We start from the raw sequence: 15,323 nt of genomic DNA, 5'->3' as shown, positions 1-15,323 counted from the left end.
GGGATGCGCTGGCTGCTCCCCCTGTCATGGCTTTTGCACAATCGGCTCGCGGCCCTTCTGGGGAGCATGTCCCCAGCGGAGGCCTTCCCTACTGCAAGGAGAAGTCATGACCGCAGGACTGACGAAGTGGGCATTGAGCCTGGTGGCGATGTGCGTGTTGCTTCCGGGGGCCAGCGAGGCCGCGGGGCTGAAGATCACGCTGCAGTCGGATGAGGGGACGTACTTCTCGCGCTGCAATGGCTGCCAGAAGACCGTGGACAACAAGTTCCCCGACACCGTCACCACCCACGCCAAGGATGCCACCGGGGCCTACTCCCAGTTCGAGCTGGTGCTCGTGGGCAATGGGAAGGTGGCGTTGAAGTCGGACAACGGCAAGTTCGTGGCCCGCTGCAATAACTGCATCGTGGGCGGCGCCAAACCGGACTTCGTGACCGTGCACGCGGACAACTCGTCCCAGGCGTATGCCCAGTTCACGATCGAGCGGCTGAGCAACGGCAAGTACGCATTCAAGGCGGACACCGGCAAGTACCTGGCCCGCTGCAATGGCTGCTCGCCGGGCGCCTCGTCTCCCAACACCGTCACCGCGCACGCCACGGATCCCAACAAGGAGGCCTACGCGCAGTGGACCGTCACGCCCCTCTTCCCCCAGGGCCAGAAGATCTCCCTCCAGGCGGACACGGGCCTGTACTTCGCGCGCTGCAATGGCTGCCAGAAGACCGTGAACAACAAGTTCCCCGACACCGTCACCGTCCACGTCAAGACGCCCACGGAGACCTATGACCAGTTCGAGGTGAAGGAGATGGGCGGCGGGAAGATCGCCCTCAAGTCGGACAACGGCAAGTACGTGGCCCGCTGCAATGCCTGCATCGTGGGCGGCAAGCAACCCGACGTCCTGGCCGTCCACGTGGATGACCCGGCCGCGGCCTATGCCCAGTTCAAGCCCGTGCTGCTCAACAACGGCAAGTGGGCCCTTGAGTCCGACACCGGCAAGTACGCGGCCCGCTGCAATGGCTGCTCGCCGGGCTCCGCGCAGGCCGACACCGTCACCGTGCACGCCACGGATCCCAACAAGGAGGCCTACGCCCAGTGGAACATCACCTACGCCCCTTAAAGGCGCGGGCTCGATAGACAATGCAGCGAACCCCAGGCGTCTGTCTTTCCCGCGCGCCTGGGAGTTCCTTCCGGTGTCATCGCTGAGGCCGCGGTAGGCGGCTTACACGGCCGCGACTCGCCCGGGCGCTACCGGACCTGGATGGCGTCCGCGACGACGTAGGTGCCCGCGGTGACCCAGCGGCTCAACTGGACCTTGTTCCAGCCCGCCGGAAAGCTCCACGTGCCGAGCGTGTTCCACCGGGCGCCGTTGACCTGCTGGTTCACCTTCACGTTCGCCAGCTGCGTGCCCGCCGCGCTCAGGATGATGAAGGGCGCCGCCGCCGAGCGGTCCGCCGCCGCCGTCCACCACGCATCCACCGTCTTCGTGCCCGCCGCCGGCAGGTAGAACCAGAACGTCGCCGGCTCCGACACCGCCGCGCCGGGGGACACCAGGTAGCTGCTGCCGTAGTAGCCCGTCACGTTCGTGGAGGAGGCCCAGCTTGAGCCCGTGAGCTGGATGTAGCCCTTCGCCTGGTCGTTGTTCGCGTTGTTGCTGTCAACAACGAGCCCTGCGGGCGTGCCCCCACCCGAGGTCCACAGGTACGTCACGTCCACCCAGTCGTTGTTCGTCATCCCCAGGTCGATCCAGAACGTCCCGTCCGCGATGTCGATGCCCGCGGGGTTCGACGGCCGGCGCCCGAATTGATCCAGCCCTCCGTTGAAGCCGTCCTGGTACGCGGCCTGCGCCTCCGGCTTGCCCTGCGGCAAGGACTTCCACGACTCGCGCACGCTGGACGGATTCCAGTAGTCATCCTTCGTGTTCCAGGGCCCCACGTCCCACACGGAGGCCGTCGCGCACTTCGACGTCTTCGCGTAGCACACGCGCACCTGGTACTCGGAGCCCCCGTTGGAGGCGAGCCCCCGGCGGGACGGCAGCGCCACGAAGCGGTCGTTGCTCTTGATGACGTGGCCGTTGGCCGTCGTGCCGCCCACCAGCCCCTCGCGGGTGGCGAAGATGCGGTAGGTCAGCGGCGCCAGCGTCTGGAAGTCCTCTCCGGCGCCGTGCCCCTCGTGCCACCCTTCCAGCTCCACCCCCTGCACCAGGGGCCCCCGGCCGTGCTCATCCGCCAGGAGCACCAGCCGGACCTGCACCTCCGTGCCGACCCGGGGCAGCCGCACGGCCTCCCCCGGGTTCGCCGTGCGCCACTCGCTCCAGGCGCCCCCCGGAGCGCGCACGCGCATGTCCACCTCCACGCCCATCCCCCGCGTCATCGAGGCCTGAACGCCCGGCCGGACCGTGTCCACGGTGCGCTCCAGGCTGCGCGCCGGGAACGTGTAGAGGCCCGTCAGCCGGTTCAACCCTTCGGACCTGCGCATCACGGCGAAGGGCTCGTACAGCAGCCCCTCCCGTGTGCGCACGATGTCCCCCGCGCCTTCGCCCGTGGACAGCGCCTCCGTCCAGCGCTGGGGCCCTGCCTCCACCGCGAGCGGCTCCGCGGCTTGCTCCGCGAACGCGGCGCCCTCCGCCAAGACCGAACCCAACATCACCGTCAGCAGGGTGGATCGCCACGACGCGCGCATGCCTGGACTCCCGGGAAAGAGAAAGACGTTTAAGCAGTTATACCTTAAAGTCCGTCTTTCCCAGGAGCCGGTGTTTCAGTAGGAGTAGGTGACGACAGCGGCCCGGACGGGCCCGATGATGCCCGCCCAGTTGCCAGCGCCGTGGTGGTTGTAGGCCTCGGCATCGTCGCGCAGGGCCACCGTGTGGTTGCTCCACTTGGCCTTGCCGTTGCTGCACGCGTTGGTGCCGGTGTTCAACGTGCCGTCGCAGAACCAGTCGCCGGGGTTGCAGTAGGCACCGCCCGAGCTGCCCGAGACGCCGCCCGTGGAGTGGTAGCCGACGGCCTCGTCATCCTGGCCATCCAGGATGGCCGCGTAGAACGTCCCCTTGGCGCCCGCGTACATGTAGAACATCTTGGCGCGCGTGGCGTTGTGGTCATACATCGAGCGCGCCCGGGTGGTGACCAGGTCCCCCACGATGGGGTCCTTCACCGCCCACTCCCCGGCATCGGCCAGCTCGCTGCCACCGCCGGCGCCCGAGGCCACGTACACCCGCTTGATGTTCCAGCCCACCTGCGTGGTGCCATCCGTGTTGCCGCACACGCCGCTCGTGTTGGGCGAGGCGTTCTTCTTGTAACGCGCCGAGCCACCGTGGAGCGCCAGCGCGTAGCCAATCTGCAGGTTCCCGGCGCTGTGCACGGCGATGGTGCACCAGTTGTCTCCCGTGCAGAAACAGTCCAGCGCGTTCCGGATGTAGCCGTTCTGGCCGCCAATCTGTTGCGTGCCGTTCCAGTTCACCGCCTTCTTGTTCACGCCCGCCGCGGTGCTGCTGGGACCCCAGTTGCTGAAGTCGTTGTAGTTGCCAATCTGGGTGCCACCGCCGTTCTTGCCGTGAATCCACAGGGTGTAGTTGGTGGCGGATGCTTCCGGAACCACCAGGACGGTCAGCGCGAACACGACAACGTAGAGCAGCTTCTTCATGAAGAACGCCTCCAGCAACACAAGGGGGATGTGGGAATGTCCCGAGCGGGAGGGGTACCCAGCAGGGGAGCCTGCGCAGCTTATCGCAAGTACGCGAGCTGAAGTTGCGCGAACCGGTGGCCTCCCAGCCGGGAATCGGGCGGCTCGGCCATCTCCTGGGAGCGGAAGACCATGCTCAGGGTGGCCTGGAAGTGGCGCGTGCGCACGGCCCCGCCAAGCTCGGTGTCTCCCACCACGGGCGTCTTCCGGACGCTGAGGCTCTTGCGGAACAGGGTCCCGTCCAGGAACAGGTTGCGCGCCACCAGCCGCACCTGGCCCCGGGCGAAGACGTACGCCTCCCAGGTGCGCTCCGGGGGCGCCTGCTCCGCGCGCAACCTCTGGCGGATGGACGGCATGAGGGGGGCCAGCCCGAACGGCCGGGCCAGCCACCCCACGCGCACCGTGGCGCCCGCGCTGGCGTTCGTGAAGACCGTGCCCAGCATGGCTCCCGCCGACCACGTGGCGTCCACGAAGGGGCTCCAGAGCAGGGGCTGCTCGCGGAGCGCGGAGAAGTGCAAGGTGGGCTCGGTGGGCAGTTGCGCTTCCCAGCCAACAGGGTCTCTGGCCGTGTCCGGGCCGAAGAGGTGCCGCAGCGCCGAGTGAAACCCGCGCTGGACGTGCTCCGCCCCCGAGGCCGGGCCGGTGACACCCACGGTGGCCTCCAGCGTGAGCCGCGATGAGCGGGTGGGGGAATCCGCGGCGGCCAGGTGCTGGAAGAGCAACCCGGCATGGAGCCAGCCGCCGTAAGGCCGGTCCTCCGGGTTGGGCCAGGGCGTCTCGCCCTCGCGGGGGGTGATGTCGCTGGGCGTATAGATGTTCTGGGACAGCGAGACGCCGCAGGGATAGCGGTGGTCCACGGTGTCCGGAAAGCCGAGCGCGAGGGCGAGCTTGCGGCAGGGGTTGTACTCGCCGTGGTGTTCCAGCCGGAGGCCGGTGGTGTAGAAGCGGTCGCTTTGCGCGAGCACATCGTTTTCGAAGTGCAGGGCCGTCACGAAGGGCAGCTTCTCTTCCGGCAAGGCGGTGGCCGCAGGGGTCTGGGCCACGGCGGCGGAGGACAGCAGCACGAGGACACGCAGCATGCCGCCAGTCTATCCCGGGAGAGAACGCGCGTGAGGTCCAATCTCTGGAAGCTCCAGGTCATCCGGCTGCTGTTCTGGATGCACTTCTTCGCCGCCGTCCTCGTGCCGTTCTACACGCAATGGGGCGGCCTCTCGCTGGCGCAGGTGCTCTACCTCAACGCCTGGTTCTTCCTGTGCAACTTCCTCTTCGAGGTGCCCACGGGCACCGTAGCGGACTACCTCGGGCGCAAGGTGTCCCTGGCGCTCGGCAGCGCCGTGGGCCTGGGCGCGGCCCTGCTCTACGTGTCGCGGCCCTCCTTCGGGGTGTTCATGGCCGCCGAGGCGCTCTTCGCCATCGCCTACACCCTGCACTCCGGCGCCGACGAGGCGCTCGCCTATGACAGCCTCAAGGCGAGCGGACAGGCGGACCGCGCCGCCCAGATCCTCGGCCGCATGGAGTCCTTCAAGCTCGGCGGCATCATCACCGCGACCCTCGCGGGAGGTTTCATCGCCAGCGCCTTCGGCATGAGCGCCCCCATGGCGGCCTATGCGATTCCCGCCGCCCTCGCCTGTCTGCTCTCGCTCACCCTGCAGGAGCCCGCCGTCCAGGCCCGGGAGGCCCCGGGCCGCGTCCCCTACCTGCGCATCCTCACCGAGGGGGGCCGCTACTTCCTGGGCCACAAGGTGGTCCTGCTGCTCGCCGTCGAGCTGGCCCTGACGAATGCCCTCGCCTGGGGCATCATCTGGTTGTTCCAGCCCCTGCTGGAGCGCGCCGGGATGCCCCTGCGCTTCTTTGGCATCGTGCATGCCCTGTCGTGTCTCGGGCAGATCGTCTTTCTGGGCAACACCGCGCGGCTCGAGCGCTGGAGCGGCTCCATGCGCCGGCTCCTGCTCGCGGCCAGCGTCCTCACCGGCCTGAGCTTCCTGCTGCTCTCGGCCACCCAGTGGCTGCCGCTCGTCATCCTGGGGATCGTGCTGGGCTTCACCTTCAGCCTGCCGCGCATCCCCCTGTTCAGCGCCTATATCAACCACCACGTGCCCTCGGAGCGGCGGGCCACCGTGCTCTCCTTCGTGTCGATGGTGCGCACGCTGGGAATTGTGGTGATGAATCCCCTCATCGGTCTGCTCGCCGAGAGGTCGCTGTCCTGGACGCTGGCCTTTCTGGGCGGGGGCATCCTCGTGCTCGCGGCGGGCTCGCGCATCGAGGAGCGGCACCTGAGCCTCCCCACCGAGCCGCCCGCCGCGGGCTGACGCGTTCAGGCCCGCCCACTTTCATCTGCTGCCACCAAATCCTACACCACTTGGGATTGGTCGCTCAGGCTGTGAAGCAGACTCCAGCACGCAGGCCCACTCAGAGCAGAGCACGTGTGCTGAATTAGAGGCCTGGGCAGTTGAATGAAGTAATCATAATTCAGGGGGTGTATAATTCAGTACTCGGCAATGTGCTCCTGCCACTTGTCCCTCCCGCGATGAGCACCTGCCCATTCAACAGCAGGGTCGCAGTATGAAACATGCGAGGTGAAGCCATGGCGCCAGCAGTTGAGCGGAGGCTCAGACCTGGGTCATATACTTCTGCGTTCGCCCGGCCATCTACATCTACTAAGCCAAAGCCGCCCGAAATAAGCACCTTGCCGTTGGGCAGTAACATCGCTCTGTGGTTTGGCAGAGGGAGGGGAGGAGACGCGAAACTGCTCCAAGTGCCTGACACCGGATCATATACCGCAGCAGGTGTTCCCCCTGTGAGGAGCACTTTTCCATTGGACAGAAGCGTTGCCGCGTGATGCGCCACCGTGGCCCCCAAACTGCTCCAGGTGCCTAGCTCTGGGTCGTATACCTCTGCCGACGTTCCCCCTGTGACCAGCACTTTACCGTCGGAAAGCAACATCGCCGTATGATTGGTGAAAACTGAAACCATAGCGCCTGTCTCTCGCCAATTTCCTGCCGCAGGATCATATAGCTCCACCGACGGTGAACCGTCACGCCCCCCCGTAACAAGCACTTGGCCATTGAGCAGCAATGTCGCGGTATGACCTCCTCGAACTGAAAGCATGGCACCTGTTTCTCTCCAACTGCCTGTCGAAGGATCGTACAGTTCAGCCGAGGAGAGGTTGTCGAGCCCATTGGAGCCTCCTGCAACGAGCACTTGGCCATTAAGCAAGAGTGTTGCTGTGTGATGACTTCGAGGCGAGCGCATAGCGGCCGTCGCACTCCAAATGCCCGAGGCAGGATTGTACAGTTCTGCCAAAGAGAGAGGACCCTCGTTGAACCCACCTGCGACGAGCACTTGGCCGTCGAGCAAAACCGTCGCTGTATGGCTGTAACGAGGTGAGGCCATAGAACCCGAGGTTTTCCAAGAACCCAAGGCTGGACCGTAAATCTCAGCAGAATATACGGTGGAGTAACCGCCTGCGATAAGTACTCGGCCATCGGGCAGCAGCGTTGCCGTATGGGAATGGCGGAATGGATAAACCAAAGCCCCAGCCGCGCTCCAGGAGCCCGAGACTGGGTCATATAGCTGTCCGGTTCCCAAGACAGGCTCCTCGCCGAATCCCCCCGTGACAAGCACCTGCCCCTGAGGAAGCAGCGTCGCAGCGTGCGAACTGCGGACCGAGGCCATGGAACCTGTTGATCGCCAAGCTCTTGCCATTGGATCGTATACCTCTGCCGATGAAGTACTGATCAACCCCTCATAATATCCGCCTGTGACAAGCACCTGCCCATTGCGCAGCAACGTCGCTGTATGTCCACCGCGCGGCGAGACCATGGCACCTGCATCACTCCAAGTGTTCGAGGCAAAGTCATACACTTCTGACGACGGCGAACCCCTTGAACCCGTACTCTTTCCTGCAACAAGCACTTGCCCATTGAGCAGCAAGGTCGCCGTGTGCCCGCTAGGCAATCCGTTCATAGAACCTGTAGGATCCCAAGTATCCGTGGCTGGATCATACACCTCTGCATTTGGGCTATAGTCAGCTCCCACAACAAGCACCCTCCCGTTGGGCAGTAGCGTCGCGGTATGACCTACATGAGGTCCTTTCCTAGGACTCACAGCGTGCCAAGTATCCGTCGCAGGGTCGTACATCTCCGCCGAGAGCACATACGCTCCCGCATTGCGTCCTCCTGTAACAAAGACTTGGCCGTTGGGAAGTAGCGTTGCAGTGTGATGTTGACGGGCCGAAATCATGGAACTGACAACACGCCAAGCTCCTGTCTTTGGATCGTATACCTCCGCTGATGAGAGCGTTATGTCGCCTGCGCCATTACCTCCCATGATGAGCACCTGCCCGTTGGGCAGCAATGTTGCCGTGTGGGCCGTTCGAAAATAAACCATGGGCTCTGTTTCGATAGTGCCCCACGTCACGGGGTCGCAACTTTCACTCACGCCATTGCAATCTTCATCCTCAGGCGTCGAGCAGATCTCCTCAAGGGGGAGTTGCTGCTCTTGGCAAACGGCATTCCCAAACAAGTCGCAGGCCACCGTCCCTCCGTGGCAGATGCCGACGCCTTCTGTCCACTTGGGGCCTCCATAACAAGGCTGACCCTGCAGGTCAGAACAACCGCAGCCCTCATTCACCGCCCCATCACAGTCCTCGTCAAACGGACTCTGACAGCTCTCATCCCTTGGAAGTACCTCACCCTGACAAGCAGTCCACTCAGTTCCGTGGATATTGCACTGTTGGCGGCCAGAGCGGCATATTCCTTGCCCTTGAGCTTCCGCAGGTCCCGAGTACGGGCACTGCACGTAAGCCCCTGGTGAACAAACAGGTTTTTTCAGGACAAGATTGAGTTCGGTGCATGAACTGCCACCACAGACAGCCGCTTCCTGTGTCCCTGTGACCGTCACCATGGCAGCAATGGGCTGGCCAGCCAGCCCGGCGTAGATGTTGACCGTGGCTGCCCGCTTGATCCCAATGCATACACGGCCGTCTGTGCCAGAATAGAAAGGGCCGCTGATGCCCATGTAGCTAACTCCTTGGCCGCTGACCGAAACACCTGAAATGGGAGAGCCTTGCTCGTCCACTACGGAAACGTCGACACAGCTCGTGTCCGTCCAAGGCGCATCGCAATTCCACCAAGTAAAGTGATTCACCTGAACAACCCAAACCAGCTTGCCTGGCTGAGCCCGCGAAGGTTGGATGGTGCCAGCCCCCTCCTCGCGCCAGTAGCCTGCGTCCAGATCGAACCACCATGCAGGGACGCTATCGCCCACTTGAAACTGGCTGGCCAACGCATCAGGCAAGACAAACTCCAGAGTTGCCAGTTTGCTTGGAGCCAGTTGCACGGGAGCCCCATGACTCCAGAGGCGCACATCCGCCATGAAAAAGCTCTCCAACTGCACGCGTTCACTGCCTGAGGAGACAACGCCTTCCAGTGGGCCAGGCATAGCTGCCAGTTGCAGGGTAGGATCAATAGGGTTGATAGTGACATCCACGGTGCCAGAGACAGACTTGCCCATCGCATCCACCACGGAGTCCGGCGGGAGGGTGAGCCGAACATGCTCCGTCTGAATGACGCCCCCCTGAGCGGCCTGGAAAGAGATCGGAGGAGCCAAGCGCAGCAACTTTACCTGTGTGCCCAGATGCGCCCCCTCCGACAATTCAACCACTGCCGTCGCAGAGGTGAAACCTAAAGCATCTACCCTGGCAAGGAAGCGTCCTGGCGAGAGGTTTTCCAAGAGCAAATGGCCGGAACTGTCCACGGAAAACACAGCGCCTTGAGAAGAAACAGCGGCTCCGGCAATTGGGCTGCCAGCCTCATCGACCACCTTCATCAACAAGCTGGCACCCAACGGCTCGTAAATCTGTCCTGGATCCGGAGAGTCCGTAGGTGGGAGACTGTCCGGAGGCTCAGAAATGGATTGACCACAGCCAAGGCTTCCGAGGCATAGCACCACCCCCCAAACAACAGAAATGATCAACCTTCCACCTTTGAGCATCTGTTCATTCACAGGCTCATTTGAACTCCATCGCCCCGGCCATTGCTTAGGATGGTGCATGCGTTCCCCCACTACGTGCGGACCAGAAATTAAAGCGCCTAACAAGAGGCCCTTCCGAGAGGTTCCTTCCCTCTGAGCAAGGGAGCTAGTCCTTACTTTTGTGCTCTTACTGGGTTCACGACGCCAAGACCTAGAAGTTTGTTGGCGTGCATCTGCCTTCTCATGGCCAGAACGGGTATCTTGCGAGAGAGCCTGCACATCACTCCGACCCTTGGGCGATTGACATGGTCTTACAGGCTTTCTGCCGTAAGCCACTTCTCCAACCACTGGAGGCTCAGACCTATTGTCATGACGTGCCAGAGCGGGGGCAAACCGGGCTGGTTTCGGAAGCCAGATTCACGAACTGGTGAGCCCAAGGCGCGCGGCTTGGAGCTGCTGTGGGTGCGTAAGTCGTAACCGTTCACCGCCTCAGGCCGCGTTCGCGAGCTGAGAACGGTTACAATCAGAATTCCCCCATTAACCCTCTTGTGCGCACTTCCACCCATTCAGGTGAATGACTCGAAGGACGTCTTGCACAATCCGCCCGCATCCCTGCTACCTTGGGCGCAAGACTCCAAATGTCTTGTTCAGATGAGTGAGAGCCGCTGATTTGTATAGGGGGGAAGACATGCATCACTTGAATCCATTGTTGCTGGCGTTGTTATGCCTCTGCAGTTCAAGTTGTGACAATTCAACCGTTGAGAGACCGGGCGAGCCTCCTGCCACGGGGTCTCCGGAACCGGAGCATCCGTCTGAACCTTCAGGCACCAGTCTCTTCCTGCAAGTCGTTGATGCGGCGGGCAACCCGATCCCTGGCGCGGCCATATCCACTCGGGGCGCTGTCTTTCCCGTGGACAGTTCTGGCCATCTGCTCTTGGAAAATCTTTCTCCGGGCCGTTTCATGGCTCGGGTAGATGCTCTAGGATTCACTTCGTCCACGGCGGTAGTAGAGTTGTTGGAAGGCGCGCACGTAGGCGCCCAGGTGAAGCTGTTGCTGCGGCCCCCTCCCATTTCTTTCCAAGCAGAGCAAGGCGGCATCGTTCAGACAGAACAGGTTCGCGTCACCATCCCCCCTGACGCTGTAGTGGATGCATTGGGTCAGCCTGTCTCAGGCACCGTCCATGTTACCATCAACCCTATTGATCCCACGGTTCAACTTTCGGCCATGCCTGGTCCCTTGGAGGGAAGTCCCTCTTCGGGCAGTGAGCGCGTGTCGTTGGAGAGTATCTTCATGGCTGAGGTGAGCCTATGGAGCAACGACGCTCCCGTGCAACTGGCTCCCGGACAATCAGCCACCCTGGAGTTTGTCCTGCCAGAATCGCTCTCCAGCCAGTTCCAGGAGGGAGACAGCATTCCCGCTTGGTGGTTCGATCTGGACGCGGGCTTTTGGCGAGAAGAAGGTTCTGGCACCCTCCATTCCTCTCAGACACAACCAGGAAGGCTGGTTTGGGCCGTTCAAGTAAACCACTTTACTTGGTGGAATTGCGATGCACCCTGGACTGACAAGAGTTGTGTCAACGTCACCGTCGTGGACAAGATGGGGGTACCCATTTCGGGTGCTGAGGTCCATTCCCAAGGCATCAGCTACTCAGGTTTCAGTTGGGCTTCCTACACGGGTAGCAATGGCCTCACGTGCATTGAAATCAAGCGAGGCTCTACAGCCAACGTCTACTCTGGGCTGGCTGGCCAACCTGGCACAGCCGTGGTGGAAATCAGGGGGACACAGGAGGCAGCCGTCTGCGGTAGCGGCTCATGCACTGAGGTCAACCTCGTCCTGCCCGAGGTTATATGCGCACCGGGCGCTCACGTGTCATGTTCATACACTGGCCCTTCGGAAACTCAAGGTAAGGGAATGTGCAGAGCAGGCCGCCAGCAATGTAATATTTCTGGCACCGCATGGAGCGCTTGTCAGGGAGAAGTACTGCCTGCAGTTGAAAGTTGCCGAAGCCCATTTGATGAAGATTGCGATGGAGAAGTGGATGAGCATTGTGGCTGTTCCGACCGGCAGGGCCTCCCCTGCTACGGGGGAGCCAGTTGGACCAATGGCGTTGGTATCTGCCACGGAGGGGCCTTGGCATGCGATCTGTTTGGAAACACCATCTGTCAGGGGCAACAACTGCCCTTGCCGGAGATCGGCTCGACTCCGGAAGATGAAAACTGCAACGGTTTGAGCGAAGGCTATGGGCCTGACTTGTCCTGGGGGTGGAGGACAACGGCATACTTAACAGCTTATCGCAGACTCCAAACGGCGACACTTTTGCCCAGCGGGCAGATATTTGTCGTGGGGGGGGTCCATAGATACTCAGAAATCCTCTCGTCGGCAGAGATGTACGATCCAACTGCAGACGTTTGGAGTGCTGCCGTCCCCATGAGTGTTCCTCGCTCCTCCCACACAGCAACGTTACTTCCCAATGGCCAAGTGCTCGTCACGGGGGGGAATAGCTTTAGAACGAGCCTCTCATCAGCAGAGGTGTACGACTTGGCAACTGGCAGGTGGAGTAACACTGGTTCCATGTCATCTCCTCGCGTCCTGCACACGGCGACGCTGCTAGCCAATGGCAAGGTTCTCATCGTAGGGGGGAATGGAAACTACGGAGCTCTCTCATCATCTGAAGTATACGACCCGGCCACAGGTGCCTGGAGCGTTTCCGGCTCCATGGCATTTCCTCGCGCCTCCTACACTGCGACGCTGTTGCCCAATGGCAAAGTTCTCGTCGCTGGCGGAGCTGATAGCAGCGAACCCCTTTCATCGGCAGAGGTGTACGACCCGGTTACAGGTATCTGGAGCGTTACAGGTTCTATGATTTCGCCTCGCTCTGACCATACGGCTACGCTGTTGCCTGACGGAAAGGTGCTTGTCACAGGAGGCTATGACGATAGCAATTCTTTTGCCGCATCATCAGCGGAGGTGTACGATCCGGTTACAGGTGTCTGGAGCGTTACAGGCTCTATGGCTTACTCTCGCTCTAGCCATACGGCAACGAGGTTGTCCAACGGACAAGTGCTTGTCGCGGGAGGGGCTAGCGACAGAGGCTTCCTCTCATCGGCAGAGGTGTATGATCTGGCTACGGGCTCTTGGAGTACTACAGAATCGATGGACTCCCTCCGCCATGGCCATACCGCGACGCTGCTGCCCAACGGCCAGGTATTAATCGTGGCGGGAGAAGGTGTGACCAACCAATTCTCATCAGCGGAGGTATATGGCCTGGGCCCAGTCTCAGGAACTTGGGTGAGCACTGGTTCTATGGGCGCTCCCCGTCAGTACCACACTGCGACGCTGCTGCCCAACGGTAAGGTGCTTGTCGCAGGGGGGCATGGAAACGACGCAGCACTCTCATCATCTGAAGTGTACGACCCGGTCACAGGGACTTGGAGCGCTACCGGTTCTATGGCACTTCCTCGCTCCAGTCACACTGCGACGCTACTGCCTGACGGCAAGGTGCTCGTCGTGGGAGGCGCCGGTGGCAACTTTTTCTTGTCCGCAGAGATATATGACCCAGCCATAGGCATTTGGAGTGCTGCTGGCTCTATGGTTTCGCCTCATCATCCCCATACTGCGACACTCTTGCCTAACGGCAAAGTGCTAGTGGTTGGAGGCTCTAACGGAAGTTCGAGCTCACGCGCATCAGCTGAACTGTACGACTTTGCCACAAATACTTGGAGCGCTACAGGCTCCACAGTGTCTAGCCATGGATACCATACAGCGACGCTGCTGCCCAACGGCCAAGTGCTTGTGGCTGGAGGGGGCGATTCCATGTCTGGAAACGAGATATATGACCCAGACACAGGTGTCTGGAGCACTACAGACCCCATGGTTTTGGGCCGCATCTATCATACGGCGACACTGTTGCCCAACGGCCAAGTGCTCGTGGCGGGGGGGTCCGACACCACGGGCATTTATGGGCTCAGACGCTTGTTGGCAGAGGTGTACGACACATTGACAGGCACTTGGCGCACTACCAATTCCCTGGCTTCTTCTCGCGTCGACCATACGGCAACGCTTCTCCCCAACGGGAATGTGCTCATCGTGGGAGGATACAGCAGCATTCTTGAAAGCGTCTCAAAGGCTGAAGTGTACATATCAGCCTTGGGCACTTGGAACTCGGCTAGATCCATGGCTTTGCCTCGTGTCTACCATACTACGACGCTACTACCGGACGGCCGAGTGCTCGTCTGTGGGGGGATGGGCTTTGACGGTAATGGGAGCGCAACGGCAGAGTTGTACGCGTACTGAGTTCCTCGGGTGATTGGAGCCAAAGGCAGGCAGGCGGTAAGGCTAAGGATTCTCCATCCGCTCGGTTTGCTCGCGTAGCCTGGCTGCCTCCTGCCGACGTATAGGCGGGAGTAAGCGTTCACCGAAAGTGGCGGTCTGAGGGGTGAGCAAGAGCGCACAGAGGGGAGAAGAACCTATCGACGTGGTGGAGGTGCCGCCGTTGTCGGCGGTGGTGACCGAGTATCGGTGTCACGAGTTGAAATGCCCGGGATGTGGTGTACTGACGCGCCCAGGTGCCAGCTGAAGCGCAAAGCGTTTTAGGAGAGAGGCTCTGCGCGCTGAGCAGCCTGCTGGCGGGGAAGTACCGCCTGTCCAAGCGGCTGGTGCTGGAGGCGCTCTCGGACATGCTGGGGGTGGAACTGTCGCTGGGCAGCGCGGTGACGCTGGAAAGGGAAATGAGCCAGCCCCTCGCCCCTGTCGTCACTGCGTCGCCAAGGTATGTCCGCGAGGCCCAAGTGGCGCACGCCGATGAGACTCGCTGGGTGGAAGGCCGACACCAGGGGTGCGCCAAGAGAGCGTGGCTGTGGGTGGTGGCCACCACTCGGGTGGTTCTCTTCCGCATTTCCCCCAGTCGGGGCAGCGCCGTGGCCAAGAGTCTGCTGGGAAAGGATTTCACCGGCTTCCTCGTCACCGACAGGTGGAGTGCGTACGAGTGTTATGACCCGGGCCTTCGACAAATGTGCTGTGCACACCTGACACGCGACTTCCAAGGCTTCATCGAGAGAGGGGACAGGCAGGGAGCATGGGCAAGAAGCTGATGAGACAGAGACACCGCATGTTCAAATGGTGGCACCAAATGCGTGCCGGGCCCCTGCCCCGCTCGGACTTCGCGCAGCAAATGAGTCAGGTGGAGCAGAGGGTGGGCCAACTGTTGCGTCAGGCGACGGTGTGTGCGGAGAAGAAGACAGCGGGCATAGCCCGGGAAATCCTCACGCAGGAGAAGGCCTTGTAGACGTTTGTCGACATGCCGGGGGGGGGGAAAACCGACCAACAATTTTGGGGAGCGTTGCATCCGCCACGGCGTCGTATACAGGAAGACGTCGTTTGGAACACAAAGCCCTGAGGGCAGTCTTTTCGTCGGGAGCATCTCCTCACTGCAGTCATGACACTCAAACTCCAAAATTGCCCTGTGCTGGATTACCTGACAGAGGCGCTCCTTGCGCACCGAGGCGCCCTGCCGCCGCCGTCGCTGCTGCCAGCCGGAGACGCTACCCAACGCCCTATCGCGGCCTGAGTTGGTGAACGCTTACCGTAAGTCAACACCCCCTCTGTGCGCCGTCTGGATATCTAGCCGCGCTGAGTTCCGCGCAAGCACTCCAAGGGCATAAGGGAGCACAAATTCCGT

At 61.8% G+C, this 15,323-nt stretch carries 7 protein-coding genes and 1 pseudogene; 4 read left to right on the top strand and 4 right to left on the bottom strand.

The annotated features are described in order from the left end of the window. The first annotated feature begins 106 nt into the window (after positions 1 to 106). Positions 107 to 1,111: a fascin domain-containing protein gene (locus KY661_RS00190; RefSeq protein WP_225408245.1), complete on the top strand. Its 1,005-nt coding sequence runs from the start codon at positions 107 to 109 to the stop codon at positions 1,109 to 1,111. A gap of 128 nt (positions 1,112 to 1,239) precedes the next feature. Here the strand turns inward: KY661_RS00190 and KY661_RS00185 are convergent, their stop codons facing one another. The 3 genes from KY661_RS00185 to KY661_RS00175 form a co-directional block, all read right to left on the bottom strand. Continuing rightward, positions 1,240 to 2,673, bottom strand: a complete 1,434-nt coding sequence (locus KY661_RS00185) for a golvesin C-terminal-like domain-containing protein (protein ID WP_225408244.1) — start codon at positions 2,671 to 2,673, stop codon at positions 1,240 to 1,242. A 75-nt stretch (positions 2,674 to 2,748) separates the two neighbouring features. Next, positions 2,749 to 3,633, bottom strand: a complete 885-nt coding sequence (locus KY661_RS00180; protein ID WP_225408243.1) for a hypothetical protein — start codon at positions 3,631 to 3,633, stop codon at positions 2,749 to 2,751. Between the two features lie 80 nt (positions 3,634 to 3,713). Then, the gene (locus KY661_RS00175; RefSeq protein ID WP_225408242.1) at positions 3,714 to 4,751 is read right to left on the bottom strand and encodes a lipid A deacylase LpxR family protein; all 1,038 of its coding nucleotides are present in this window, start codon (positions 4,749 to 4,751) and stop codon (positions 3,714 to 3,716) included. A gap of 30 nt (positions 4,752 to 4,781) precedes the next feature. Here KY661_RS00175 and KY661_RS00170 point away from each other — a divergent pair, with 30 nt between their 5' ends. After that, complete coding sequence (locus KY661_RS00170; protein ID WP_225408241.1) at positions 4,782 to 5,981, top strand: MFS transporter; 1,200 nt, start codon at positions 4,782 to 4,784, stop codon at positions 5,979 to 5,981. Between the two features lie 160 nt (positions 5,982 to 6,141). Here the strand turns inward: KY661_RS00170 and KY661_RS00165 are convergent, their stop codons facing one another. Further along, the gene (locus tag KY661_RS00165) at positions 6,142 to 9,501 is read right to left on the bottom strand and encodes a kelch repeat-containing protein (protein WP_225408240.1); all 3,360 of its coding nucleotides are present in this window, start codon (positions 9,499 to 9,501) and stop codon (positions 6,142 to 6,144) included. Between the two features lie 832 nt (positions 9,502 to 10,333). Here KY661_RS00165 and KY661_RS37665 point away from each other — a divergent pair. Then, positions 10,334 to 13,939 (top strand): kelch repeat-containing protein, encoded by a 3,606-nt coding sequence (locus tag KY661_RS37665; RefSeq protein ID WP_398577122.1) that lies wholly within the window; start codon positions 10,334 to 10,336, stop codon positions 13,937 to 13,939. A gap of 181 nt (positions 13,940 to 14,120) precedes the next feature. Further along, a pseudogene (tnpC, locus tag KY661_RS00155) lies at positions 14,121 to 15,212 on the top strand (IS66 family transposase); the annotation flags it as partial. Between the last annotated feature and the right edge of the window lie 111 nt (positions 15,213 to 15,323).

The sequence above is a fragment of the Allostigmatella hybrida genome, assembly GCF_020103775.1.
Classification (GTDB): Bacteria; Myxococcota; Myxococcia; order Myxococcales; family Myxococcaceae; genus Hyalangium; species Hyalangium aurantiaca.
The sequence above is the reverse complement of the archived record's forward strand: the minus strand, read 5'-3'. Positions and strand labels throughout refer to the sequence as shown.

Coding starts and splice junctions, on each gene's coding strand:
- KY661_RS00190 (WP_225408245.1), top strand. CDS start 107: ATGACCGCAGGACTGACGAAGTGGGCATTGAGCCTGGTGGCGATGTGC.
- KY661_RS00185 (WP_225408244.1), bottom strand. CDS start 2,673: ATGCGCGCGTCGTGGCGATCCACCCTGCTGACGGTGATGTTGGGTTCG.
- KY661_RS00180 (WP_225408243.1), bottom strand. CDS start 3,633: ATGAAGAAGCTGCTCTACGTTGTCGTGTTCGCGCTGACCGTCCTGGTG.
- KY661_RS00175 (WP_225408242.1), bottom strand. CDS start 4,751: ATGCTGCGTGTCCTCGTGCTGCTGTCCTCCGCCGCCGTGGCCCAGACC.
- KY661_RS00165 (WP_225408240.1), bottom strand. CDS start 9,501: ATGAAGGTGGTCGATGAGGCTGGCAGCCCAATTGCCGGAGCCGCTGTT.
- KY661_RS37665 (WP_398577122.1), top strand. CDS start 10,334: ATGCATCACTTGAATCCATTGTTGCTGGCGTTGTTATGCCTCTGCAGT.